The organism is Sphaerisporangium album, from assembly GCF_003323745.1.
Lineage (GTDB): Bacteria > Actinomycetota > Actinomycetes > Streptosporangiales > Streptosporangiaceae > Sphaerisporangium > Sphaerisporangium album.
Genome location: NZ_QOIL01000031.1, coordinates 74,392 through 99,987 on the forward strand (window position 1 = coordinate 74,392; position 25,596 = coordinate 99,987).

The window sequence follows — 25,596 nt, forward strand, 5'->3', positions numbered from 1 at the left end:
TCCCCGTGGACCCGCCGGCGGCCTCGAACGGGTTCCTGCCCGGACACCGGACTCCCTCGGGCTCCCCTGACCTCCCCGCGAATCCTCGACCACACCTCTTCACCGAACCAGACCCCGCGCCCCGGAAGGCAGATTCGTGAGTGACGACCAGATCCGGCACCTTCTGCGACGTGTGACCCAGGAACTGCACAAGACGCGTGAGGAACTGCGGGACGTACGAGACGGGCAGCGCGAGCCGATCGCGATCGTGGGGATGGCCTGCCGCCTGCCCGGCGGCGTCACCACCCCCGAAGACCTGTGGAACCTCCTCCTTGACGGCCGCGACGCCGTCGGCGAGTTCCCCACAGACCGAGGCTGGGACCTGGACACCCTCTACCACCCCGACCCCGACCACCCCCACACCAGCTACACCCGCAACGGCGGCTTCCTACACGACATCGCCGGATTCGACGCCACCTTCTTCGGCATCAGCCACCGCGAAGCACTCGCCAGCGACCCCCAGCAACGCATCCTGCTCGAACTCGCCTGGGAAACCCTCGAACGCGCCGCCATCGACCCCACCACACTCCACGGGACCCGCACCGGCGTCTTCACCGGCACCAACGGGCAGGACTACGCGACCGGAGCCGGACGCCCGCCCGAGGCCGTCGAGGGATACCTGATCACCGGGACGGCGGGCAGCGTGCTCTCGGGGCGCATCGCCTACACGTTCGGCTTCGAGGGACCGGCGGTCACCGTCGACACCGCCTGCTCCTCCTCCCTGGTCGCCCTCCACCTCGCCGTCCAGTCACTGCGGAGCGGCGAGACGGACCTCGCGCTGGCCGGGGGCGTGACCGTCATGTCGTCGCCCGCGACGTTCGTGGAGTTCTCGCGGCAGCGCGGCCTCGCCCCCGACGGACGCTGCAAAGCCTTCGCCGCCGCCGCCGACGGCACCGGATGGGCAGAAGGCGCCGCACTCCTCCTCCTCCAACGCCTCACCGACGCCCAACGCGACAACCACCCCATCCTCGCCGTCATCCGCGGCACCGCCATCAACCAGGACGGCGCCTCCAACGGACTCACCGCACCCAACGGGCCGTCACAGCAGCGGGTGATCCGCGAGGCGCTGGCCAACGCGGGTGTCACGGCCCGGGACGTGGACGTCGTGGAGGCGCACGGCACCGGCACCACCCTCGGCGACCCCATCGAAGCCCAGGCCATCATCGCCACCTACGGACACGACCGCCCCGCCGACCGGCCGCTGTGGCTCGGCTCACTCAAATCCAACATCGGCCACGCCCAGGCCGCCGCCGGAGCCGCCGGCATCGTCAAACTCGTCCAGGCCCTGCACCACGCCACCCTCCCGAAAACCCTGCACATCGACCGGCCCACCCCCCACGTCGCCTGGCCGGCCGGATCGGTCCGCCTCCTCACCGACACCACCCCCTGGCCGGAGACCACCCACCCCCGCCGAGCCGCCATCTCCGCCTTCGGCGTCTCCGGAACCAACGCCCACGTGATCCTCGAACAGGCCCCCGCCCCCACGCCGACCGAGGAGCAGGACGGCGGCGGACGGCACCGGCCGGCGGTTCCCGGGCGGAGCCGCGCCCTCACCGAGCCGGGGAGCACGGGCACGGAGGCGCCGCCCTCCCGTCCGTCCACGCGGACGGGTGCGGAGGCACTGCCGTTCTTGCTGTCCGCGCGGTCCGAGCAGGGGTTACGGGGGCAGGCGGGCAAGCTCGCGGCGCATCTCGCCGCCCGCCCCGGCCTGAACGGCGACGCTCCCGGCCTGAACGCCGGCGACCCGGGCGTGGACGCGGGCGACCTGGCGTTCTCGCTGGCCACCACCCGAGCGGCGCTGGAGCACCGTGCCGTCGTCATCGGCGGCCTTGAAGAACTGCACCAAGGATTACGCGCCCTGGCGGACGGCCGTTCGATACCGGGCCTCGTCACCGGGACCGCCTCACCGAACGCGCGGATCGCCTTCGTGTTCAGCGGCCAGGGCAGCCAGTACGCGGGCATGACCCGCGAACTGTACGACACGTACCCGGCCTACGCGGCGGCCCTGAACGACATCGCGGCCCATCTGGACACCCACCTCGACGGCCACACCGCGGGCCCCCTGATCGACGTCATCCTCGGCCGTCAGACCAAGCCGGACGCCGACCTCCGGTCGGCTGACGGCGAGGCGGCCCTGGTCGACCGGACGCTCTACACCCAGCCCGCCCTGTTCGCCGTCCAGACCGCGCTGGTACGCCTGCTCGCCTCCTTCGGCATCGCCCCCGACATCGTCACCGGGCACTCGGTGGGCGCCATCTCCGCCGCCCACACCGCCGGGATCCTCACCCTCCCCGACGCCGCCCGCCTCGTCGCCACCCGCGCCATCACCCTGAACTCCGTCACCCGGCAGGGCGCCATGACGGCCCTCCAAGCCACGCATGAGGAAACCCGGGCGGCCATCGCCGAACACCACCTCACCGGCCAGATCTCCGTCGCCGCGCTGAACGCCCCCACCTCCACCGTCGTCTCCGGCGACCCCGGCGCCGTGGAGACCCTCACCACCCACTTCGCGGAGCTGGGACGCAAGACCAAGCGGCTGACCGTCAGCCACGCCTTCCACTCCCACCACCTGGACCCGATCCTCGACCACTTCCGGGCGGCCATCTCCGACATCACCCCCAAGCCACCGACCATTCCGTACATCTCCGACCTGACCGGCACCCAGCTGACCCACGCCCCCTCCCCCGACCACTGGGCCCGCCACCTGCGCAACCCGGTCCGCTTCCAGGACGCGGTCCAGGCGATCGAGGAACACACCCGCGAGGACGGTGACCACGCCACATACCTGGAGATCGGCCCGGACGCGACCCTCACCCCGCTGGTCCACCAGTCCCTGACCAGTCCGAACCCCGCCGACACCTCCGCGCCCGTCACCGCCGTCCCCGTCCTGCGGCGCGACCGGCGCGACACCACCACCCTGCTCACCGCCATCGCCACCGCCCACACCCACACCGCCCCCGCCGACTGGACCCCCGCACTCCCCCCGGACGCCGAACGCGTCCAGCTCCCCACCTACGCCTTCCAGCACGAACGCTTCTGGATGCGGCCCGACACGATCGCCACCGACCCGTCAGGGCTGGGGCTGGGGACGGCCGGTCATCCCCTGCTGGCGGCCACGGTGACGCTCGCGGACGGGGACGGGGTACTCCTCACCGGACGCCTGTCTCCCTCCGCCCTGTCCTGGTCCGCCGACCACACCGTCCAGGGCGCGGTGGTCTTCCCCGGAACGGGCTTCGCCGAGCTGGCCGTCCGCGCGGGCGACGAGGCGGGGCTCGACGCCGTCGAGGAACTCGTCGTGGAGACGCCGCTGGTCCTCTCGGGCGACGTCCACCTCCAGGTGATCCTGGGCGCCGCGGGGTCCGGGCGGCGCTCCGTCGAGATCTACTCGCGTCCCGCCGAGGCGGGCTCCGGCGACGAGTGGGTCCGGCACGCCCACGGCGTGCTCACGAGGGCCGGCGCGACAGGCGGGATGGCCAGGGCGAGCAGCACGGGCGAAGGGGCCGAAGGCCGCGCGGCCGGGGAACTCGCGGCCTGGCCGCCCGAGGGGAGCCTCCCGCTGGAGGTGTCCACGGCCTACGAGCGGCTACGTGCGGCGGGCCTGGAGTACGGGCCGGCGTTCCAGGGGCTGGTGGCCGCCTGGCGGCGGGACGAGGAGCTGTTCGCGGAGGTCGCGCTGCCGTCCGGTCAGGAACCCGAGGGCTACGGGATCCACCCGGCGCTGCTGGACGCCGCCCTGCACGTCGCCGCGCTGGCCGGCCTGGACGACCTCCCGCCCGGGCACACCCGCCTGCCGTTCGCCTGGAACGACCTCCGCCTGCACGCCACGGGGGCCGCCGCGCTGCGCGTCCGCGTGGCGATGGCGGGCTCGGAGTCGCTGACCCTGCACGCGTCCGACCCGACGGGCGCCCCGGTCGTGGAGATCGGCTCGCTGTTGCTCAGGCCGGTCACCGCGCAACAATTGCGTCCCGCAACCCCAGCACACCGTGACGCGCTCTTCCAGCCCGCATGGGTGGAACACGTCCCCGCCACCGGGGCAGGCCCCGCGACGTGGACGACGCCCGGCCTGACCTGGACGAAGCTCGACGGGCAGACGTCCTACGGCGAGAACCCGGCCCCGGAGGCGACGACGGGTCTCGGTGACGCGGGGGCAGGTCTCGGGCACGCAGGGGCAGGTGTCCGTGAGACCGGGTGGCCGGCCGCGGACCTGGTCCTCCTCGACCTGACGGGGGATTCCGCCGCACCTGAGGACGACCCCGTCCCGGCCGCGCACGCCAGAGTCGAGCGGGTGCTCGACGTGCTTCGGCGATGGCTCGCCACCGACCGTCCGGAGTCGTCCAGGCTCGTGGTGGTGACGAGGAACGCGGTCGCGGCTCGGCCCGGCGAGGTTCCCGACCTGGCTTCGGCACCGATCTGGGGCCTCGTCCGCTCGGCCCAGACCGAACACCCCGGCCGCGTCCTCCTGCTCGACCTCGACACCCAACTCGACACCCAACTCGACACTGAACCCCACACCCAACTCGACACGCACGCCGGTCTGGACAAAGAACTCGGGCTGAATCGCGACGCGGCCGACCGTACCGGCGAAGCCACGCACGCCCCGGGCGCGGCGACCGGTACCCGCGACGGCACCGGCTCCCCCGACTCGGTGGCCGCGCTATCGGCGGTGATCGCGGACGCGTCGGCCGCCGGGGAGCCGCAGGTGGCGGTACGGGCGGGAAAGACGTACCTGTACCGCCTGCTCCGCGCGGACGAGTCCACCCCCTTGAACCGCCCGCTCGACCCCGCGACCTCCTTCCCCGGGGTCACCAACCCCCCGCCCCAGCCTTCCCCCTTCTTCCCCGACCACGAGTCCACCTCCACGGACCGCCCGCTCGACCCCGCGATCTCCTCCCCCGACGTCACCAACCCCCCGCCCCAGCCTTCCCCCCTCTTCCCCGACCCCGCCAGCCACTCGCTCGCTCCTGCGGGCGCCCCGGCGGCCTCCGGGGACGTCGGGCACACCTGGGATCCCGAGGGGACGGTGCTGATCACCGGGGGGCTGGGGACGCTGGCCACGCACCTGGCCCGGCACCTGGTCGCGCGGCGCGGCGTCCGGCATCTCGTTCTCGCGAGCCGTCAGGGACCAGAGACCCCCGGGGCGGCCGAGATCGTTGAGGAGCTCACCGCCCTGGGTACCGCCGTCACCGTGCGGGCGGCCGACGTCGCCGACCCCCGGGCGGTCGTGGACCTGCTGCGCGGCGTCCCGCCGGAGCATCCGCTGACCGCGATCGTCCACACGGCGGGCACGACGGAGGACGCCCCGGTCCACACGCTCACCGCCGACCGGCTGCACGCCGTGCTGGCCCCCAAGGTCGACGGCGCGGACAACCTGCACCGTCTGACGCAGGGCCATCCGACCCTCAGAACCCTTCTCTACTACTCGTCCGTCGCCGCCGCGCTCGGCACCGCCGGTCAGGCCAACTACGCCGCCGGGAACGCCTACCAGGACGCCCTGGCCCACCACCCGCACTCCGCGCGCGTCCTGAGCCTCCAGTGGGGGCTGTGGGAGCAGACCAGCGCCATCACCGCCACGCTCACCCGGACCGACCACCGGCGGATCGCCGACACCGGCCTGCGCCCGCTCGCGACCGCGCACGCCCTCGCCCTCTTCGACGCCGTCGTGTTCGGACCCGGACGCGGTCCCGTGGTGACGCCCGCCCCGTTCGACCTCGCCGCGCTCCGCGCCGGACGCCGTCCGGTCGCCCCGGTGCTGCGGGCGCTGGTCCCGGCCACCCGCGCGACGGCGTCCGGCGTGCCCCGGGAGGGCGCGCCATCGTCCCTGGTGGCCCGGCTGGCCGGCCTAGGCGAGGCGGAAAGGGAGACGGCGCTGCTGGACGTGGTCCGCGCGGAGGCCGGCGCGGTGCTGGGGCATCCCAGCCCGGCGACGATCCCGCCCGACCGGCCGCTGGTCGAGCTCGGGCTGGACTCGCTCAGCTCGGTGGAGCTGCGCAACCGCCTGAACGGCGCCACCGGGCTGCGGCTGCCGGCGACGCTGACGTTCGACCATCCCACGCCGAAGGCGATCACCGCGTACCTCGCCTCGCGCGTGGACGGCGCCGCCGGACGGCCCACGCCCCCGGCCGTCCGCCAGGTCACGGCACCGTCCACGTCGGCCGGCGACCCGATCGTGATCATCGGGATGGCGTGCCGCCTGCCGGGCGGGCTGGACTCGCCGGAGGCGCTGTGGCGGCTGGTCGCCGAGGGCGGCGACGCGGTGTCGGAGTTCCCCGAGGACCGCGGCTGGGACGTGGCCGAGCTGTACGACCCGGACCCGGACCGGCCCGGCAGGTCGTACACCCGCCACGGCGGCTTCCTGCGCGACGTCGCCGACTTCGACGCGGCCCTGTTCGGCATCTCCCCGCGCGAGGCGCTGGCCACCGATCCGCAGCAGCGGCTCCTGCTGGAGGCGACCTGGGAGGTGTTCGAGCGCGCCGGCATCGACCCGCTGTCGCTGCGCGGCAGCCGTACCGGGGTGTTCGCCGGGATGATGTACCACGACTACGCGCCCCGCCTGCAGGAGGCGCCGGAGGGCCTTGAGGGGTACCTCGGCAACGGCAGCGCGGGCAGCGTCGCCAGCGGGCGCGTGGCGTACACCTTCGGGCTGGAGGGCCCGGCCGTCACGGTCGACACGGCGTGCTCGTCCTCGCTGGTCGCGCTGCACCTGGCGGCCCAGTCGCTGCGGACGGGCGAGTCGGACCTGGCCCTGGCGGGCGGCGTCGCGGTGATGGCCTCGCCGACGACGTTCGTGGAGTTCTCGCGCCAGCGCGGGCTCTCGGTGGACGGACGGTGCAAGGCGTTCGCGGCCTCCGCCGACGGGACGGGCTGGGGCGAGGGGCTGAGCCTTCTGCTGCTGGAACGCCTGTCGGACGCGCGGCGCAACGGCCACCGGGTGCTGGCGGTCGTGCGCGGCTCGGCCGTGAACCAGGACGGCGCGTCCAACGGGCTGACCGCGCCCAACGGGCCGTCCCAGCAGCGGGTGATCCGGCAGGCGCTGGCCAACGCGGGCGTCGCCGCCGGGGACGTCGACGTCGTGGAGGGCCACGGCACGGGCACCACCCTGGGCGACCCCATCGAGGCGCAGGCACTGCTGGACTCCTACGGGCAGGACCGTCCCGCCGGCCGGCCGCTGTGGCTCGGCTCGCTGAAGTCGAACATCGCGCACACCCAGGCGGCGGCGGGCGGCGCGGGCGTCATCAAGATGGTGATGGCGATGCGCGGCGGGGTGCTGCCGAAGACGTTGCACGTCGACGCGCCGACGCCGCACGTGGACTGGTCGAGGGGGGCGGTCCGGCTGCTCACCGAGGCCAGGCCGTGGCCGGAGACGGGCCGTCCGAAGCGGGCAGGGGTCTCGTCCTTCGGGGTGAGCGGCACGAACGCCCACGTGATCCTCGAAGAGCCCCCATCCGGCGTCACGGACCCGCCCCCGCCCGCGCCTCCCCGCGACCCCGCGCCCGCGGCCGCCTCCGATGTGGGCTCGGGAGGCCGGGCGGCCTCGCCCGTGGTCCCGTGGGTGGTGTCCGGCCATGTTCCGCAGGGGCTGCGCGGGCAGGTGGTGGGGCTGGCCACGTTCGCCGAGTCCCGCGAGGACCTCGACCCCGTGGACGTCGCCCACTCCCTGATCACCACGCGGGCCACGCTCGCCGAGCGCGCCGTGGTGGTCGGACGGGACCGCGACGACCTGCTCGCCGGCCTGCGGGCCCTGGCCTCCGACGGCGCCCTGCCGGACACGGTCGTGCGCGGCACGGCGGACGCCACCGGCAAGGTGGTCTTCGTCTTCCCCGGCCAGGGCGGGCAGTGGGCGGGCATGGCGGCGGGCCTGCTGGACGCTTCCCCCGTGTTCGCCGCCCGCTTCGCCGAGTGCGCCGCCGCGCTGGCGGAGTTCGTCGACTGGTCGCCGCTGGACGTCGTCCGAGGCGTGCCCGGGGCTCCCGGCCTGGAGCGGGTGGACGTCGTGCAGCCGGTGCTGTGGGCGGTGATGGTCGCGCTGGCCGAGCTGTGGCGGGCGCACGGCGTCCGTCCCGACGCGGTGGTGGGGCACTCCCAGGGGGAGATCGCCGCCGCCGTGGTGGCCGGAGGGCTGTCGCTCCGGGACGGCGCGCGGGTGGTGGCGCTGCGCAGCCGGGCGATCCTGGCGCTGGCCGGGCACGGGGGCATGGCGTCGGTCTCGCTGCCCGCCGCCGAGGCCGAGAAGCGGCTCGCGCGGTGGGAGGGGCGGCTGTCGGTGGGCGTGGTCAACGGCCCGCGTGGCGTGGTCGTGTCCGGCGAGGTGCCCGCGCTGGAGGAGCTGCTCGCCGAACTGGACGCCGAGGGCGTGCGCAACCGCCGCGTCCCCGTCGACTACGCCTCGCACTCCCCCCAGGTGGAGCTCATCCGCGACGACCTGGCCAAGGCGCTCGCGCCCGTCCGGCCGCGCGCGGGGGCCGTGCCGATGCTGTCCACGACCACCGGCGACTGGATCGACACGGCCACGCTCGACGGCGCCTACTGGTACGCGAACCTGCGGCGGACCGTGCGGTTCGAGCAGGCCACGCGGGCGCTGGCCGAGCAGGGTCACACCGCGTTCATCGAGGTCAGCCCGCACCCGGTGCTCACCGCCGGGGTGGACGAGACCCTGGACGCGCTCGGCGGCCCGCCCGCCGTGGTCACCGGCACCCTCCGCAGGGACGAGGGCGGCCTGGACCGCTTCCTGGTGTCGCTGGCCTCGGCGTTCGTGCGGGGCGTGGCGGTGGACTGGACGGCGGCGCTCGCCGGAACCTCTCCCCGGCGGGTGGAGCTGCCCACTTACGCGTTCCAGCGGTCGCGCTACTGGCTGGACGCGGCGCGCTCGCCGGTGGCGTCCGCGGGGCTCGCGAGCCCGTCCGCCGACACCGGCTCCCCTGCCGAGGCCGCGCCGACGGTCGTCCGGCGGCTGGCCGGGCTGGACGCCGCCGAGCGCCGCGAGGTCGTGCTCGAGCTGGTCCGGGGCGAGGTCGCGGCGGTGCTGCGGCACGCCGACCCCGGCGCGGTGGGCACGGCGAAGGCGTTCCGCGAGCTGGGGCTGGACTCGCTGACGGCGGTCGACCTGCGCAACCGCCTCCGCGCCGCCACCGGCCTCCCCCTGCCCGCCACGTTGATCTTCGACTACCCGACCCCCGCCGCGGTCGCCGGGCACATCCTGTCGTCCCTCCCCGCGGAGCCGACGGCGGAGCACGTCGGCCCCGCCGACGCGCTGGCGACGCTGGCCCGGCTGGAGGCGGCCCTCACGACCGTCCAGGACCAGTGGACCGGACCGGGAACCGCGAACGGCGAGGGGCCGGGATCCGCGTCCGAGAACGACGAGGGGGCCGGAGCCGGGTCCGGGGACCACCACGGGACCGGACCGGGCTCCGCGAACGGGGTCGGGTCGCGGACCGGGCCGGCGTCCGACCCCGTTCCCGCGTCCCTCGACCAGGGGGAGATCATCTCGCGGCTGCGGCGCCTGGTCTCCGCCCTGGAGGCCGCGTCCGCCGGGCCGGACGACCGGCAGGACCCGGACGACGAGCTCGACCTCGACTCCGCCACCGACGACGAACTGTTCGACCTGCTGGACAGGAGCTGACATGTCCAACGACGAGAAGCTGCGCGAGTACCTCAAGCGATCGATCGCCGAGACGAAGCGGGTCGAGAAGCGCCTGCGCGAGGTGGAGGCCCGGTCGCGGGAGCCGATCGCGATCGTGGGGATGGCCTGCCGCCTGCCCGGCGGCGTCACCACCCCCGAAGACCTGTGGAACCTCCTCCTTGACGGCCAAGACGCCGTCGGCGAATTCCCCACAGACCGCGGCTGGGACCTGGACACCCTCTACCACCCCGACCCCGACCACCCCCACACCAGCTACACCCGCAACGGCGGCTTCCTGCACGACATCGCCGGATTCGACGCCACATTCTTCGGCATCAGCCACCGCGAAGCACTCGCCAGCGACCCCCAGCAACGCATCCTGCTCGAACTCGCCTGGGAAACCCTCGAACGCGCCGCCATCGACCCCACCACACTCCACGGCAGCAGGACGGGCGTGTACGCGGGGATCGCCGACCGCGACTACAGCGCCCGGCTGGACGAGGTGCCCAAGGACCTGGAGGGGTACCTCGCCATCGGCAACCTCGGCAGCGTCGTCTCGGGCCGCATCGCGTACACGTTCGGCTTCGAGGGACCGGCGGTCACCATCGACACCGCCTGCTCCTCCTCCCTGGTCGCGTTGCACCTCGCCGTGCAGTCACTGCGGAGCGGCGAGACGGACCTGGCGCTCGCGGGCGGGGTCGCGGTGATGGCGAGCCCGACGGCGTTCGTGGAGTTCTCCCGGCAGCGCGGCCTGGCCCCCGACGGACGCTGCAAAGCCTTCGCCGCAGCCGCCGACGGCACCGGATGGGCCGAAGGCGCCGCACTCCTCCTCCTCGAACGCCTCACCGACGCCCAACGCAACAACCACCCCATCCACGCCATCATCCGAGGAACCGCCATCAACCAGGACGGCGCCTCCAACGGACTCACCGCACCCAACGGCCCAGCCCAGCAGCGCGTCATCCACGCCGCCCTCGCCAACGCCGGCCTGCGCCCCGGAGACGTGGACGCCGTCGAAGCCCACGGCACCGGCACCACCCTCGGCGACCCCATCGAAGCCCAGGCCATCATCGCCACCTACGGACACGACCGGCCCGCCGACCGGCCGCTGCTCATCGGCTCGCTCAAGTCGAACATCGGGCACAGCCAGTCCGCGGCGGGGGCGGCCGGCATCGTGAAGCTGGTCCAGGCCCTGCACCACGCCACCCTGCCCAAGACCCTGCACATCGACCGGCCCACCCCGCACGTCGACTGGTCGGCCGGATCCGTCCGCCTCCTCACCGACACCACCCCCTGGCCGGAGACCACCCACCCCCGCCGAGCCGCCATCTCCGCCTTCGGCGTCTCGGGAACGAACGCCCACGTGATCATCGAACAGGCCCCGGACACCAACGGGCCCCTGGCCTCGCGGTCCGCCGCCTCCGCGTCAGAAGCCGCGACCAGCGAGTCCGGCGCGCGGCCGGCCGCGGTCTCAGGCGAGGGAACGGCAGGAGTGCTGCGCGAGGCGAAGGGGACGGCCGCAGTGCTGCGCGAGGCGACGGCCGGGGTACCGCAAGAGGCGACGGCCGGGGTACCGCGCGGTGGAACGGCCGGGGTACTGCCGTTCGTGCTGTCGGCGCGGTCGGAGGCCGCCCTGCGCGGGCAGGCGGCCAAGCTCGCGGCCCATCTGGAAGCCCACCCCGAAGCGGCCCCGGCCGACGTCGCGCTGTCGCTGACCACCACCCGGACGACAATGGACCACCGCGCCGTCCTCGTCAGCGGCCCCGGCGACCTGCCGGAAGCCCTGCGAAGCCTGGCCGGAGGCCGCCCGGCCCAGGGGACCGCCACCGGCACGGCCGCCGAGAAGCCGCAGGTCGCGTTCGTCTTCAGCGGCCAGGGCAGCCAGTACGCGGGCATGACGCGCGAACTCTACGAGACCCACCCCGCCTACGCCGAAGCCCTGGACGACATCGCCGCCCAGCTCGACACCCACCTCACGGGCCACACCACCCGCCCCCTGATCGACGTCATCCTCGGCGCGGACCCGGCGCGCCGACTCGGCCTCGCGACGGAACCGGACGCGGAACCGCTCGGCCGCCGCCCCGTACCGGACGTCGGACGTCCTGGACCCGGCGCCGCACCACCGGCCGGCCGCGCGGGCGCCGATCCGAGCGGCACCCCGGACGAAACGGCTCTCGCCGCGAACGCCATAGGCGACGCGGCTCTACGCGGGAACGGACAGGGCGAGGCCCCTCTCAACGCCCCCGGTGACGCGGCTCCGCGCGGGAACGGGCAGGGCGAGGCCGCTCTGGTGGACCGGACGCTCTACACCCAGCCCGCGCTGTTCGCCGTGCAGGCAGCACTCGTCCGCCTGCTCGCCTCGTTCGGCGTCAGCCCGGACATCGTCACCGGCCACTCCGTCGGCGCCATCACCGCCGCGCACACCGCCGGCATCCTGACCCTCCCCGACGCCGCCCGCCTGGTCGCCACCCGGGCCATCGCGCTGAACTCCGTCACCCGGCCCGGCGCGATGACCGCCCTCCAGGCCACCCAGGAGGAGACCCAGGCCGCCATCGCCGAGCACGGGCTGGACACGCAGATCTCCGTCGCCGCCCTCAACGCACCCACCTCCACCGTCGTCTCCGGCGACCCCGATGCGGTCGAAGCCCTCACCGCCCACTTCACGGACCTGGGACGCAAGGCCAAGCGGCTGACGGTCAGCCACGCCTTCCATTCGCACCACCTGGACGAGATCCTCGACCGCTTCCAGACGGAAATATCCGGCATCACCGCAAGTGCCCCCGCCATTCCGTACATATCCGACCTGACCGGCACCCCGCTCACCCACGCCCCGGCCGCCGACCACTGGGCCCGCCACCTGCGCAACCCCGTCCGCTTCCAGCAGGCCGTGCGGGCCGTCCACGAGCACACGCGGGCCGCCGGCGACCACACCGTCTACCTGGAGATCGGCTCCGACGCGACCCTCACCCCGCTGGTCCACCAGAACCTGCCGACCGGCCACGAAACCGACGGGCAGGCCCCGGCCGACGCCACCGCCGTCCCCGTCCTGCGGCGTGGCCGCCCGGACGCCGCCGCTATGCTCACGGCCCTCGCCACCGCCCACACCCACGGGGTGCCCGTCGACTGGGCCCCGGCCCTTCCCCCGGGTGCGAAGCGGGTCGAACTGCCCACCTACGCCTTCCAGCACGAACGCTTCTGGGTGGAGGCGTCGCCGCTGGGCAGGCGGGACGCGTCCGGGCTGGGGCTCGGCACCGTCGACCACCCCTTGCTGGGCGCAGCGACGACCCTGGCGGACGGGGACGGGGTGCTGCTCACGGGACGCCTGTCCCTCGCCACCCACCCCTGGCTGGCCGACCACGCCGTCCTGGACACCGTGATCTTCCCAGGGACCGGCTTCGCCGAACTGGCCCTGCGCGCGGGGGACGAGGTGGGGCTCGACGCCATCGAAGAGCTCATCGTCGAGGCGCCGCTGGTGCTGCGGCGCGGTGAGGCCGTGCACGTGCAGGTGGTCGTCGGCCCGGAGGAGGACGGACGGCGCCGGGTGGGCGTCCACTCCCGCCCGCATGACGCATCCCCGGCCGTGGGCGACGGCGAGTGGGCCAGGCACGCGACCGCCGTGCTGACCCCGGACCGGCCCGCCCCCGGCTTCGACTTCTCGGTGTGGCCGCCGCGGGGCGCCACCCCCGTGAACCTGGACGACGCCTATCCGACGCTCCACCGCGCCGGTCTGCGGTACGGGCCGGCGTTCCAGGGGTTGCGGGCGGCGTGGCAGCGCGGCGACGAGCTGTTCACCGAGGTGGAGCTGCCCGAGAGCCACCACGCGGAGGCGGCGCGGTTCGGCGTGCACCCGGCGCTGCTGGACGCGGCCGTGCATCTGCCCGCGCTGCGCGGACTCGCCGACGTCCCCGAGGGCGCCAACCGGCTGCCGTTCGCGTGGAACGGCGTCCGCGTCCACGCGACCGGGGCCACCGCGCTGCGCGTCCGCGTCGTCATGGCGGGCCTCGACTCCCTCACCTTGCAGGCCGCCGACCCCACGGGCGCGCCCGTGGTCGAGATCGACGCGCTGCTCGCGCGCCTGGTCACGGCCGGGCAGCTCCGCCGGCCGTCCTCGGGACAGGACGACGCGCTGTTCCGGCTCGGATGGACCGGCCTGGCGCCGGCCGCCCCCAGGCGCCACGCCTGGGCCGTGCTCGGCGGGGACTCGGCCCCGCACGACGCGCTGCGCGCCGCGGGCGCCACGTCGACGCCGTTCCCCGGCCTGACCGCACTGGCCGACGCCCTGGAAGCCGGCGAACCCGCCCCGGACCTGGTCGTCCTACCCCTTGTCTCCTCGAACGCGGGCGATCCGGCCCGGGAGCCGACGGCCTCCGGCGCGGACCGTGCCGGAGAGGCGGACCCGGACCCCGCGCGGGCGGCGCACGTGCGCGCGGAGCACGTCCTCGAGGTGCTCCAGCAGTGGTTCGCCGGGACGGGGTGGCCTGCCGCGCGCCTGGTCGTGGTGACGAGGAACTCCGTCGCGGTCGAGCCGGGCGAGGTCCCCGACCCGGCGTCCGCGGCGGTGTGGGGCCTGGTGCGCTCGGCGCAGACCGAGGAGCCCGGCCGCGTGCTCCTGGTCGACCTGGACGACCGTCCGTCCTCGGCCGCCGCCCTGCCCGCCGTGGTGACCGCCGCCCTGGCCGCCGACGAACCACAGGCGGCGATCCGCGACGGCGCCGCCCACCTGCCCCGCCTCCTGCGCGCGGAGCCTCCCGGCCGAACGGAAACCCCGGACCCGGAGGCGTCCGACCCTACGGAGAGCCTCGCACGCGGGGAGGCCGCCGCACTTCAGGAGGTCGCCGCACCCCAGGAAGTCAGCGCGCCCCAGAAGACCGCCGCGCTTCAGGTGACCACCGCACCCCACGAGACCGCCGCACCCCAGGAGACCGCCGGCGCGTGGGATCCCGAGGGGACGGTCCTGATCACCGGCGGGCTCGGGACCTTGGCCGCCCACCTGGCCAGGCATCTGGTCACCGAAGGCCACGCCCGCCATCTCGTCCTGGTCAGCCGCCGGGGACCCGAGGCTCCCGGCGCCCGGGACATCGCCGGCGAGCTGACCGGTCTCGGCGCGACCGTCGCCATCCGGGCCGCCGACCTCACCGACCCCGACTCCACGGCCGCCCTGCTGGACGGCGTCCCGCCCGAGCACCCGCTCACGGCGATCGTCCACACGGCCGCGACGACGCAGGACGCGACCGTCCACACGCTCACCCCCGAGAACCTGCACGCCGTTCTCGCCCCGAAGGTGGACGGCGCCCACAACCTGCACCGCCTGACGCGGGGACATCCGACGCTGAAGGCCCTCGTCTTCTACTCCTCCGTCTCCGCGACGTTCGGCGGCGCCGGCCAGGCCAACTACAACGCCGCCAACGCCTTCCAGGACGCCCTGGCCCGCCTTCCCCACACCGCGCGCGTCCAGAGCCTCCAATGGGGTATCTGGGGACAGACGAGCGCGATCACGGCCTCCCTCACCGAAACGGACCAGCAGCGCATCCGCGCCGCGGGCCTGCGCCCGCTCACCACCTCCCGCGCCCTGGCCCTCTTCGACGCCGTCGTCCTCGGCCCGGGGACGGACCCCGTGCCCGTCCCCGCGGCGATCGACCTGTCCCCGCGTAGGGAAGGGGCGGCCGTGCCCGCGGTGCTGCGCGGCCTGGTCCGGGCCGGGCGGCGCTCGGCGGGTGCGGGCGGCGCGGCGGGCGGCGCGTCCGCCCTGGCCGCGCGACTGGCCGAGGCCGAAGAGACCGAGCGCGAGGCCGTGCTGCTCGACCTGGTACGCACCGAGGCCGGGGCCGTGCTGGGGCACCCGACCCCGGCGACGATCCCCGGGGACCGGGCGCTGATCGAGCTGGGCCTGGACTCGCTGACGTCCGTCGAGCTGCGCAACCGGCTGAACGCGGTCACCGGCCTGCGACTCCCGGCCACGCTGACCTTCGACCACCCGACCCCGCAGGCCATCGCGGGCCTGCTCGCCCGCCAGATCGGGGACATCGGGGGCGCGGCGAGTCCGGCCGCCCCGGCGTCCCCGGCCCGGACGGGCGAGCGGCCGGCGGGCGGCGGCCTGGCCGCGCTGCACCGGCGCATGCACGACACCGGCAAGCACAACGAGGCCGCGCGGCTCCTGATCGCCGCGTCGCACGTGCGGCCCACGTTCGCGGAGGCCGACCGCGCGCGGTACGTCCGCCCGTCCATACAGCTCGCCTCCGGCCCCGGGCGGGTCGTGCTGGTCTGCTTCCCCGCGCTGAGCGCGATCTCGGGGCCGCACGAGTACTCCCGGTTCGGGCAGTCGTTCCGCGGGGACCGGGAGCTGCACGTCGTCCCGTCGCCGGGGTTCACCGAGGGCGAGGACGAGGCGCTGCCGGACTCGCTGGAGACGCTGGTCCGGATGAACGTGGAGGGCCTGCGCGCGTGCGTCGGGGACCGGCCGTTCGTGATCGTGGGGCGTTCGATGGGCGGCTGCGTGGCGCACGCGGTGGCCTCGGCGCTGGAGGAGGAGGGGCTCGTCCCGGCGGGGCTCGCGCTGATCGACAGCTATCCGATCGACGCGGCCGTCAGGGAGGGTTTCGACTGGTGGCAGCGGGCCATGATCGGCGGCATGCTGGACCGCATCGACCGCTTCGCGCTGGACGTCCACGACGACCGGCTGACCGCGATGGGCCTCTACAACCGGCACTTCGTGGGCTGGCGGCCCGGGCCGATCGAGGCGCCGATCCTGCTGCTGCGGGCCCGCGAGCCCCTGCGCGGCACGACCGTGGACCCGACCGGCGTCCACGACTGGCGCGCGTACTGGCCGGTCCCGCACGAGGCCGTGGACATCCCCGGCGACCACTTCACCACCCTGGAGGAGCACGCCGACGGCACCGCCAAGGCCGTCAGAGCCTGGGTCGAGACGCTGGAGCCATGACCTGCCGATGACGCCCGCCGGCCGGACGCACGACGGCCCGCTCCTTCGGGGGCGGGCCGTCCGCGCGTGTTCGGGAGGTCAGGCGGTGAGCTGGGAGAGGATGCCGAGGCGGTCGGGCAGGACGGCGTACTCGACGATGCGGCCCTCGCGGAAGCGGATGGTGCTGATGCTCACGCCGGAGAAGCGACGGCCGCTCGGCGGGGCGCCGAAGACCACGCCGCGCTGCACGCCCTCGATGGTCCAGTAGACGACGACCCGGTCGTCCTCGGCGACGGTGTCGGTGACCGTGGCGGTCACGCCCTCCACGGCGCCGCGCAGCCACGTGATGTGCTCGACGAAGCCGGCCGGGCCGGCGGTTCCTCCGGCGGGGACGGCGGTGTCGCGGCCGTCCTCGGCGATGATCTCGTCGAGCACCTCCAGCTTCCCTTGGGTGATGACCTCCTCGTAGAAGCGCCGCGCCACCGCCTTGTTGATCTCCGTGGTGGCCGCGCCGGTGATGTCCGCCGTTGTCATGGCATGGTCCTTTCGGTGTCGTAAAGGCCGGGGAAGTCGCAGGTCAGCGCGGCTACCGCACCTGAGCAGCGCGTCTCCCGGAAGTGCGGAGGTTCGGGAGGGGCCCGGTCAGCGGGCTTCGGGAAGGGGGAGCAGGCCGAGGCTGGCGTCGAGGCCACCGTCGACCACCAGCGCGGTGCCGGTGATGTAGGACGCGGCCGGGGAGATCAGGAACCAGACCGCCTCGGCCTGCTCGCGCGGCTCCGCGAACCGCTGGAGCGGGATGTTCCTCGCGATCAGGGACAGCAGGGCCGGGTTCTCGTGGACCCCGGCCGTGATGCGCGTGCGGGTCAGTCCGGGCGCGAGCGCGTTGACGCGGATGCCCTGCACGGCGTAGTCCAGCGACGCCGCCCTCACCAGGTTGAGCAGCGCGCCCTTGGAGGCGTTGTACGCCCAGTTGCCCGGGTCCGCCCGAATCCCGGCGACCGACGCGGTCACGACGATGGACCCGCCCCCGGACGCGCGCAACGCGGGCGCGGCCGTCCGGATGCCGAGGATCGGCCCGCGCAGGTTGACCGACAGGATGCGCTCGGCCGCCTCCAGCGCGCCGGGGTGCTCCAGCGGCAGCGTTCCGCCGATGCCGGCGTTGAGCACCGCGCCGTCCAGCCTGCCGAACCGTTCGAGGGCCAGCGCGACCGCCGCCCGGTTGGCGTCCTCGGACGACACGTCGCCCGCGAGGGTCACGATCCGCTCGTCCCCGGCGAAGGCCTTCAGCCCGGCCTCGTCGTGGTCGACCGCGACGACGCCGGTGCCGCGCTGGGCGAACAACTCGACGGTGGCCCGGCCGATCCCGGAGGCGGCGCCCGTCACGACGACCGCGCGGGACGGTTCCGAGGATCCGGGCTCGACGGTGTTCGAGGTCATCTGATGCCTTTCGTGTCGCGGTCGGTGGCTGGTTCGGTGGCCGGGCCGTTGAGCGGGCGCGCGGTGTCGTGCCAGGCCGTGTCCAGGCGCGGGACGGCGGCGAGGAGGGCGGCGGTGTACGGGTGGCGCGGCGCGCGGAACACGGCGTCCACCTCGCCGATCTCCACGATCGCGCCGTCCTTCATGACCGCCACCCGGTCGCAGACCTGGCGGACCACGCCGAGGTCGTGCGAGATGAACAGCAGGGACAGCCCGGCCTCGCGCCGCAGCCGGGCCAGCAGGGCGAGGATCTGCGCCTGCACGGTCACGTCCAGCGCGGACACGGGCTCGTCGCAGACCAGCACCTCGGGCCCGGGGGCGAGCGCGCGGGCGATGGCCACGCGCTGCCGCTGCCCGCCGGAGAGCCGGGCGGGTCCGCGCACGAGGAACCCCGCGTCCAGCCCCACCGCCGCGAGCAGCTCGACGACCCGCTCCCGCCGCGCGCCCGCGCCCGAACCGAACGGACGGCCCCCGCGCACGCCGGAGCCCGGCGCCTCCGGCCGTCCGCCCTCGGACCCGTTCACGGGCGCGCCTGGTCCGAGGGCTTCGGCGATGACCTGTTCGACGGTGAAACGCGGGTCGAAGGAGCCGAGCGGATCCTGGTCGACGAGCTGGATCCGCGACCGGCGGGCGCGGCGGTCCCGCTCGCGCGGGCCGCTCCACGGCTCGCCGTCGAGCAGGACGGACCCGGCGTCGGGCTCGAACTCGGCGAGGACGAGACGGGCCGTGGTGCTCTTCCCCGACCCCGACTCCCCGACCAGCCCCAGCGCCTCCCCGGCCGCGAGCGTGAACGACACGTCGTCCACCGCCGTGCGCCTGCGGCCGTCGAGGGAGCGGAACGTCTTGGTCACCGCCCGGACCTGCACGACGTCCACCGCGCCGCCCGCTGCGGCCCCCGGGGAACGCGGCCCCGTCTTCGACACGGCGGGGTCCACGAGGAGCGGCCCGGTCCCGGAACCGGCGGCCTCCGCGAGGACGGTCCCGGCGCGGGCGACGGGAGCCGCGAGCGTCGTCGCCGTCCGCGGCCCCGCGTCCAGGCTGGGGACGGCCGCGAGCAGGGCGGCGGTGTGCGGGTGTTCGGGCTGGGTGAGCACGTGGGTGGCCGGGCCCTGCTCGACCACCTGGCCGGCCCGCATGACGGCGATGTGGTCGGCCATGCGCGCCACCACCGCGAGGTCGTGGCTGATGAGCAGCAGCGCGGTGCCGGCGTCCTTCATCTGCCTGAGCAGGTCGAGGACCTGGGCCTGGACGGTGACGTCGAGGGCGGTGGTCGGCTCGTCGGCGATGAGCAGGGACGGACGCGCGGCGATGGCCGAGGCGATCAGCGCGCGCTGCCGCAGGCCGCCGGACAGCTCGTGGGGGTACTGGAGCAGCCGCTCCTCGGGGTCGGGGATGCCGGCGTCGGCCAGCAGCCCGATCACCCGGTCCTCCAGGTCGTCGCGGGTGGCGAGGCCGTGCACCTCCAGCGGCTCTGCGACCTCGTCCCCCACCCGGCGCAGGGGGTCGAGCGAGCCGAGCGCGTCCTGCAGGACGTATCCGATGCGACGGCCGCGCAGGCGGCGCCATTCGCGGCCCCCCAGCCGCAGCAGGTCGCGTCCCTCGAAGGCGAGCGTGCCGGCGCGGACCGTGGCGCCCTCCCCCGCGAGGCCGATCAGGGTGCGGGCCGTGACGCTCTTGCCCGAGCCGGACTCGCCCACCAGCGCCAGGCACTGCCCCGCCCGCAGCGTCAGATCGACGTCGCGGACGGCGCGCACGACCCCGTGACGGGTGGCGAAGTCCACGGACAGACCGGCGATCTCGACCAGCGGCGGCGCGTGCGCGGCCTCCGGCACGTCAGGATGCGAGGCTTCGGGGGCGTGGGTCCGGGTGGATTCGGTCATCGGGGGTCACGGCCTTCGTAGTGGTCGCGCAGGGCCCGGCCGAGGACGGTGACCGACATGACGGTGAGGGTGATGGCGGCTCCGGGGAACAGGGCGAGGGTCCATCCGGCGTCGAGGTAGGCGCGGGCCTGGGCGAGCATCGAACCCCATTCCGGGTCGGGCGGCTTGGGACCGAGGCCGAGGAAGCTGAGCGACGCGCCCGCGATGATCGCGGTGCCGGCGTTCACGGTGGCGAGGACGAGCAGCGGCGCGAGCACGTTGGGGGCGATGTGCCGGAACACGACGCGTCCCCTGCTCACGCCCAGGTTGACGGCGGCGCGCACGTAGGCCGAGTCGCGGACGACGACGGCGCGCACGCGGACGACGCGGGCGAACCCGGGGGCGAGGGAGATGGTGATCGCCACCGTGACGTTGACCGTCCCCGGGCCGAGCACGGCGACGACGAGCAGCGCCATCAGCACGTTGGGGAACGACAGCAGGACGTCGGCGACCCGCATGGCCGTCTCGTCCACGACCCGGCCGCCGAGCGCGGACAGCAGCCCCCACGCCGAGCCGGCGAGGCCCGCGAGCACCGTGGACCCGAGGCCGACCAGCAGGGACGAGCGGGCCCCGTGCACGACGCGGGCGAGGACGTCGCGGCCGAGCTGGTCGGTGCCGAACGGGTGGCCGTGGCCGGGCGGGCGCAACGCGACGGCGGGGTCCACCGCGTTGGGGTCGCCCGCGAACAGCCCGGGGGCCAGGGCGGCGGCACAGACCAGCACGAAGAACGCCCCCGCCAGGAGGACGACGGGCCGAACCGTCCGGTCGCGCACCCCGCCCGGGGCTGGGTCCGGGGTCATGCCGCCCGTCACGGGCGCGGTGATGGGCGCGGTCACAGCGCCACCTGCCGCATCCGCGGGTCCACGAGCCGGTACAGCAGGTCCAGGCCGGTGTTGATGAGGGCGAACGTCACCGCGGCGAGGAGGACCACCCCCGTGACGACGGGCAGGTCGCGGCCCTGGACGGCCGACACGACGACCTGCCCGATGCCCTGGCGGGCGAAGACCGTCTCCACGACGACGACGCCGCCGAGCAGTTCGCCGAGGGCCCATCCGGAGAGGGTGAGCACCGGCAGGGCCGCGTGGCGCAGGGCGTGGCGCAGGCGGACGCGGTTCTCGGTGGCGCCCCGGGAGCGGGCGGTGAGGGCGAACGGCTGTTCCAGCGCGTGCTCGACCCCCTCGCGGGTGACCTGGGACAGCACCCCGGCGATGGACAGGGTCAGGGTGAGCCAGGGCAGCACGAGCCCGGCGAGGCCGTCCTCGCCGAGGACGGGGAACCAGTGCAGGTGGAAGGAGAACGCGCCGAGCAGCAGGGTGCCGATCCAGAAGCCGGGCGTGGAGATCGAGCAGAACTCGAAGGCGCGGGCGAGGGCGCGGGCGCGGGGCCGCCCGGCGGTGAGCAGGCCGAGGACCGTCGCCAGCGTGAGGCCGAGGACCATGGCCCCGATGGCGAGCGCGACGGTGGCCCCCAGCTGTTCGGTGATCACGCTGCCGACGGCCTGGTTGAGCTGGTACGACCGCCCCAGGTCGCCGCGCAGCAGCCGTCCCAGGAAGATCGCGTACTGGACGGGCAGGGGCCGGTCCAGGCCGTACTGGGCGCGGATCGCGTCCAGTACGGCCGGGGTCGCGCTGGCCTGGACGCCGCCCGCGATGGCGCGGGCGGGGTCGCCGGGGACGAGCCGCATGCCGAGGAAGGCAAGCGTCGCCGCGCCCCACAGGACGAGCGCGATCTGGGCCGACCTGCGCAGCAGCCAGCGGGCTAGGGGCGGCATGGGCCACCCGCGCGGCGATGACGGGCCAGGGCGGGCATCGGGGTCAGGCCTTCAGCCAGGCGTCGTGGAACTCGGGGTAGGTCTGCGTGTCGAAGGTGACACCCTTGACCTTTCCGGACAGTCCGGTGAGCGCGACAGGGGTGTAGAGCGGCAGCACGTACGCCTTGTCCAGGACCTCGCGCTGGACGGCGGCGTAGTCGCGGGCGGCGGTCGCGGGGTCGGAGGTCTCGGCGGCCTCCTCCACCCAGCGGTCGATCTCCGGCGAGTTCACCAGCGCGACGTTGCCGCCGGCCTTCTCGTAGGTGTTGCCGGAGGCGAAGGCGAAGCGCAGCACGTCGGGCGTCGGCCGGGCGAAGCTCACGTCCACCAGGTCGTACTCGCCGCCGATGAGGTATTTGCTGACGAACGCGCCGGTGTCGACGGCCGGGCGCTCGATCTTGATGCCGGTGAGCTTGGCCTGCGCCTGGATGCCCTCGGCGAGGACGTCGCGCTGCTCCTTGTTGCCCTCCGCCCAGTACGGCCAGGTCAGCGAGAGCACCTTGCCGTCCTTGACGCGATAGCCGTCCGGCCCGAGCTTCCACCCGGCCTCGTCGAGCAGCCGCGCGGCCTGGGCGGGATCGTAGGAGGCGAGCGACCGCTCGGCGGAGGCGTCGTACCCGGCGGTGGCCGCGCTGAGCGGGTTGCGCACGGCCTTGTAGTAGCCGAAGTAGATGTTCTGGACGAGTTCCCCGACGTTGACGGACGCCGACAGCGCGCGACGGACCCGCACGTCGCGCAGCGGGCCGCGGGTCTGGTTGAGGTAGAGGTTGTAGTTGAGGCCGGGCGTCTCGGTGGCCGTGAGCCCGAAGCCGGGCAGCGACTTCAGCGTGCGCGCGTCCACGGGCGGCACACCGGCGATGGCCTGCACCTGGCCGCTGGTCAGCGCGCCGTAGCGGGTGGCGTCCTCGGAGACGAACTCGAACACCAGCCCGTCGAGGTACGCGGCGCCCTGGTTGGCGGCCCCGGCCCGCGGGGAGGCGTACCCGGCGTACTTCCGCAGGGTGACGCGCTTGTCCTTCTCCCAGGAGACGAACGAGAACGGCCCGGTGCCGACCGGTTCGTACTGCTCGACCGGCTTCGCGAGCGCGGCCGGGCTCTGGACGCCCAGGTACGGGACCGACAGCGCCTGCAGGAACGGGGTGAACGGCCGCGACAGCGTGACCTCGACCACCAGGTCGCTCACCGCCCGCGCCTCCTTGTACGGGGCGATCAGCGAAGCGGCGTACGCCGACTTGGTCTTGGGGTCCACCACGTGGTCGAGGGACGCCTTGACGGCGTCGGCGGTGAGCGGGGTGCCGTCGTGGAACTTGACGCCCTCGCGCAGGGTGAAGGTGTAGGTCTTGCCGTCGGCCGAGACCGTCCACTGCTCGGCGAGCCACGGGGCGAACGTGTCGGGCCCGGTCTGGAACACCAGCGAGTCGAAGATGTTGCGGTCGATCAGCCCGGTGACCGCGGTGGCCGCCACGGCGGGGTCGAGCGAGACCTGGGTGCCCGCGACGGCGTAGCGCAGCGTGCCGCCGGAGACCGGGCCTGCGGCGGGCGCCCCCTTCGCCGCCTTCGTCCCTGGATCGGCGCCGCCGCGCAGGGCGATCACCGCGATGGCGGCCGCGACGGCGGCCACGAGGAGGACGACGAGGACCGCCGGGCGGCGCGAGCGCAGCCGTCCGCGGCTTCTGGGGGGCTTTTCTCCGGTGCGGGTTTCCGGGGTTTCCGTCGATGACATGGAACGGCCGTTTCTGTCGCGGTGGGGCGGGCGGGCGAAAGGTGCGATCGCCTCGCGGCGTCTCGGCGCCGCAGGGACGCCGGGACGCGATGGAGCATGACGCTACGACGGCATGGCGAGATGCCGCCGACTGTTATCGGCTTGAATTCCCCCGAATTCCCGCCCTGCCCCGCCGGGACGGCCGGAAGCCCCCGTGGTCACGCCCCCGCGCAGGCCGGGGGCACCAGGGCACGGGCTGTTCCGCGCGACGACGGGAGGCGCGGGGCCTGGTTCACCCGGGCCCGCGCCGGTTCACGCCGGCACGGCCGGGGACCCTGTGCGGCGATATTCAAAGGCCATGAACGGATCACACCATAATGAACGACACCAGTCAACGGAACTTTCCGCGCATTTGCGGGATTCACCGTTCTTTTGACCCGCCGATCGGCGGTAATTCAATTTCCCGATGTATTGCCATTTGAATATGTGATGCCATGGGACGCGCCGGAAGCCGCGCCGGCGCTCATTCCGGACGCGCCGGCGGGCCGGCCGTGACTTGAGGACGCTCAGGCCAGCGCGGCGTGCTCGGGGACGAGCGAGGCGAAGAACTTGCGCAGGACGGCGGCGGCCGTCTCCTCGATCCTCGGGTCCAGCCCCCGGCGGCGGGCGAGGCGCACGGCCACCGGCCCCTGCGGCGGCAGGCACGTCACCTCTTCGAGCCCGGGAGGCGCCGTGCCGGAGGAGGGCAGCAGCGCGATGCCCAGCCCGGCGCGCACGCCCGCGAGGACGCCGTCCAGGTTGGTCGCCTCGGCCGGGACGGTGACCACCAGGCCCTCGCCTTCGAGCGCCCTCAGGGCCTGCTGCCGCAGCGCGCAGGGCTCCTGGAAGGCGACGAGGCGGAAGTGCCGTCCCGCGATCGGCGGGGACCACCCGGGCGCGGCGAACCAGCGCAGCGGCAGCGCGCCGACCTCCACCCCGGGCACGGTGGAGGCGCCGAGGATCAGCGCCATGTCCAGGGCGCCGCGCGCGGTGGCCTCGGCGAGCTCGGTCGTGCGGTCCAGGCGGAAGACCATGTCGTGGCGGGGGAAGGCCCCGCGCAGCTCGGTGAGGAGGTCGGGGAGCACGTGGTCGGCGGCGTCACCGGTGGCGCCGACGGTGAGCGTGGCGGGCCGCTCGACGCCGAGGCGGCCCATCGCCTCGTCGTGCGCGGCGAGCAGGCGGCGCGCCTCCGCGAGGAGGGTCTCCCCCGCGGCGGTGAACCGGGTGAGCCGGCCGGTGCGCTCGACGAGCGGGCGGCCGACGACGCGCTCCAGGGCGCGGACGTGCTGGCTGACGGTGGGCTGGCTGGTCCGCAGGACGGCGGCGGCCCGTCCGAAGCCCCCGCTGTCGGCGATGGTCACGAACGTGCGCAACTGGACGAGATCCAAGAGGGCGGCCATGCCTGCATGGTAGCCGAAAAACCCACTATTTCTACCTAAAATGTGGGGTAGGCTCGTAGTGAGGCCTTTCGGGACGTCCGCCGCCCACTCTCCGGCCCGACCGATTTTCCTGACAGCCCTCCGCGAGAGCAACGCGCGCCGAGGGGGCTCGACTCCCCGGCAGGAGACGCGAATGCTGGGCGAAACGTGACTTTTCCACCCGTTGACGCAGCCGTAGCACGTATGTAACCTTTGGCCAACGCCCTGCAAGAATCGCGCAAACCGCTGTTATATCTCTCTCTATTCTCCGCAAGTTCTGGCTGGAGCGCACCGCGTCCGTGCACCCGCCCCGCCCCCATCCCCCCATGGAGGCTCCAGGTGATGTCGGCTACGGCATTGCGCGGACGGTCGCCGCCTCCGAGCGGCCTCTCCCAGCGCTTTCCGTCCTCTGCGTTGAGATCAGCACCCCCCGCGGCCGGGCCACCCGCCGCACCTTTTCGTCCCTGACGAGAGATAGAGACCGTAATGAGTAAAAAGCACCCGGTGTTACGGCTGGTCGCGGCCATGCTCGCTTCCGGCCTGCTCGTGCTGTTCGGGCCGGGCCTGCCCGCCACGGCGGCCGGCCCCAACCTCGCCGCCGGCAAACCCGCCACCGAAAGCAGCCACGCCGACGTCTACGGCGCCGGCAACGTCACCGACG

At 74.4% G+C, this 25,596-nt stretch carries 9 protein-coding genes; 2 read left to right on the plus strand and 7 right to left on the minus strand.

The window, feature by feature from the left end; translation table 11 throughout:
- Positions 1 to 136 precede the first annotated feature (136 nt).
- Together DQ384_RS43425 and DQ384_RS37145 are read left to right on the plus strand one after the other, a co-directional pair.
- Positions 137 to 9,655: a type I polyketide synthase gene (locus DQ384_RS43425; protein WP_114033562.1), complete on the plus strand. Its 9,519-nt coding sequence runs from the start codon at positions 137 to 139 to the stop codon at positions 9,653 to 9,655.
- Position 9,656: 1 nt separating this feature from the next.
- Positions 9,657 to 16,592, plus strand: a complete 6,936-nt coding sequence (locus DQ384_RS37145) for a type I polyketide synthase (RefSeq protein ID WP_114033563.1) — start codon at positions 9,657 to 9,659, stop codon at positions 16,590 to 16,592.
- A 78-nt stretch (positions 16,593 to 16,670) separates the two neighbouring features.
- Here the strand turns inward: DQ384_RS37145 and DQ384_RS37150 are convergent, their stop codons facing one another.
- The 7 genes from DQ384_RS37150 to DQ384_RS37180 form a co-directional block, all read right to left on the minus strand.
- A complete protein-coding gene (locus DQ384_RS37150; RefSeq protein WP_114033564.1) occupies positions 16,671 to 17,105 on the minus strand; it encodes an ester cyclase in 435 nt (144 codons plus the stop codon).
- Positions 17,106 to 17,213: 108 nt separating this feature from the next.
- The gene (locus DQ384_RS37155; RefSeq protein WP_114033565.1) at positions 17,214 to 18,008 is read right to left on the minus strand and encodes an SDR family NAD(P)-dependent oxidoreductase; all 795 of its coding nucleotides are present in this window, start codon (positions 18,006 to 18,008) and stop codon (positions 17,214 to 17,216) included.
- Positions 18,005 to 19,927 carry a dipeptide ABC transporter ATP-binding protein gene (locus DQ384_RS37160; RefSeq protein ID WP_181871625.1) on the minus strand — a complete coding sequence of 641 codons (1,923 nt, stop codon included), beginning with the start codon at positions 19,925 to 19,927 and terminating at the stop codon, positions 18,005 to 18,007. Before DQ384_RS37160 ends, DQ384_RS37155 begins: the two co-directional genes overlap by 4 nt.
- On the minus strand, positions 19,924 to 20,802 hold the full coding sequence (locus DQ384_RS37165; protein WP_220183342.1) for an ABC transporter permease: 879 nt from the start codon (positions 20,800 to 20,802) through the stop codon (positions 19,924 to 19,926). The genes DQ384_RS37160 and DQ384_RS37165 overlap by 4 nt, the downstream gene beginning before the upstream one ends.
- Complete coding sequence (locus DQ384_RS37170) at positions 20,799 to 21,737, minus strand: ABC transporter permease (protein WP_114033566.1); 939 nt, start codon at positions 21,735 to 21,737, stop codon at positions 20,799 to 20,801. The genes DQ384_RS37165 and DQ384_RS37170 overlap by 4 nt, the downstream gene beginning before the upstream one ends.
- Positions 21,738 to 21,780: 43 nt before the next feature.
- The gene (locus tag DQ384_RS37175) at positions 21,781 to 23,499 is read right to left on the minus strand and encodes an ABC transporter substrate-binding protein (RefSeq protein ID WP_114033567.1); all 1,719 of its coding nucleotides are present in this window, start codon (positions 23,497 to 23,499) and stop codon (positions 21,781 to 21,783) included.
- A 545-nt stretch (positions 23,500 to 24,044) separates the two neighbouring features.
- Positions 24,045 to 24,917 carry a LysR substrate-binding domain-containing protein gene (locus DQ384_RS37180; protein ID WP_114033568.1) on the minus strand — a complete coding sequence of 291 codons (873 nt, stop codon included), beginning with the start codon at positions 24,915 to 24,917 and terminating at the stop codon, positions 24,045 to 24,047.
- Between the last annotated feature and the right edge of the window lie 679 nt (positions 24,918 to 25,596).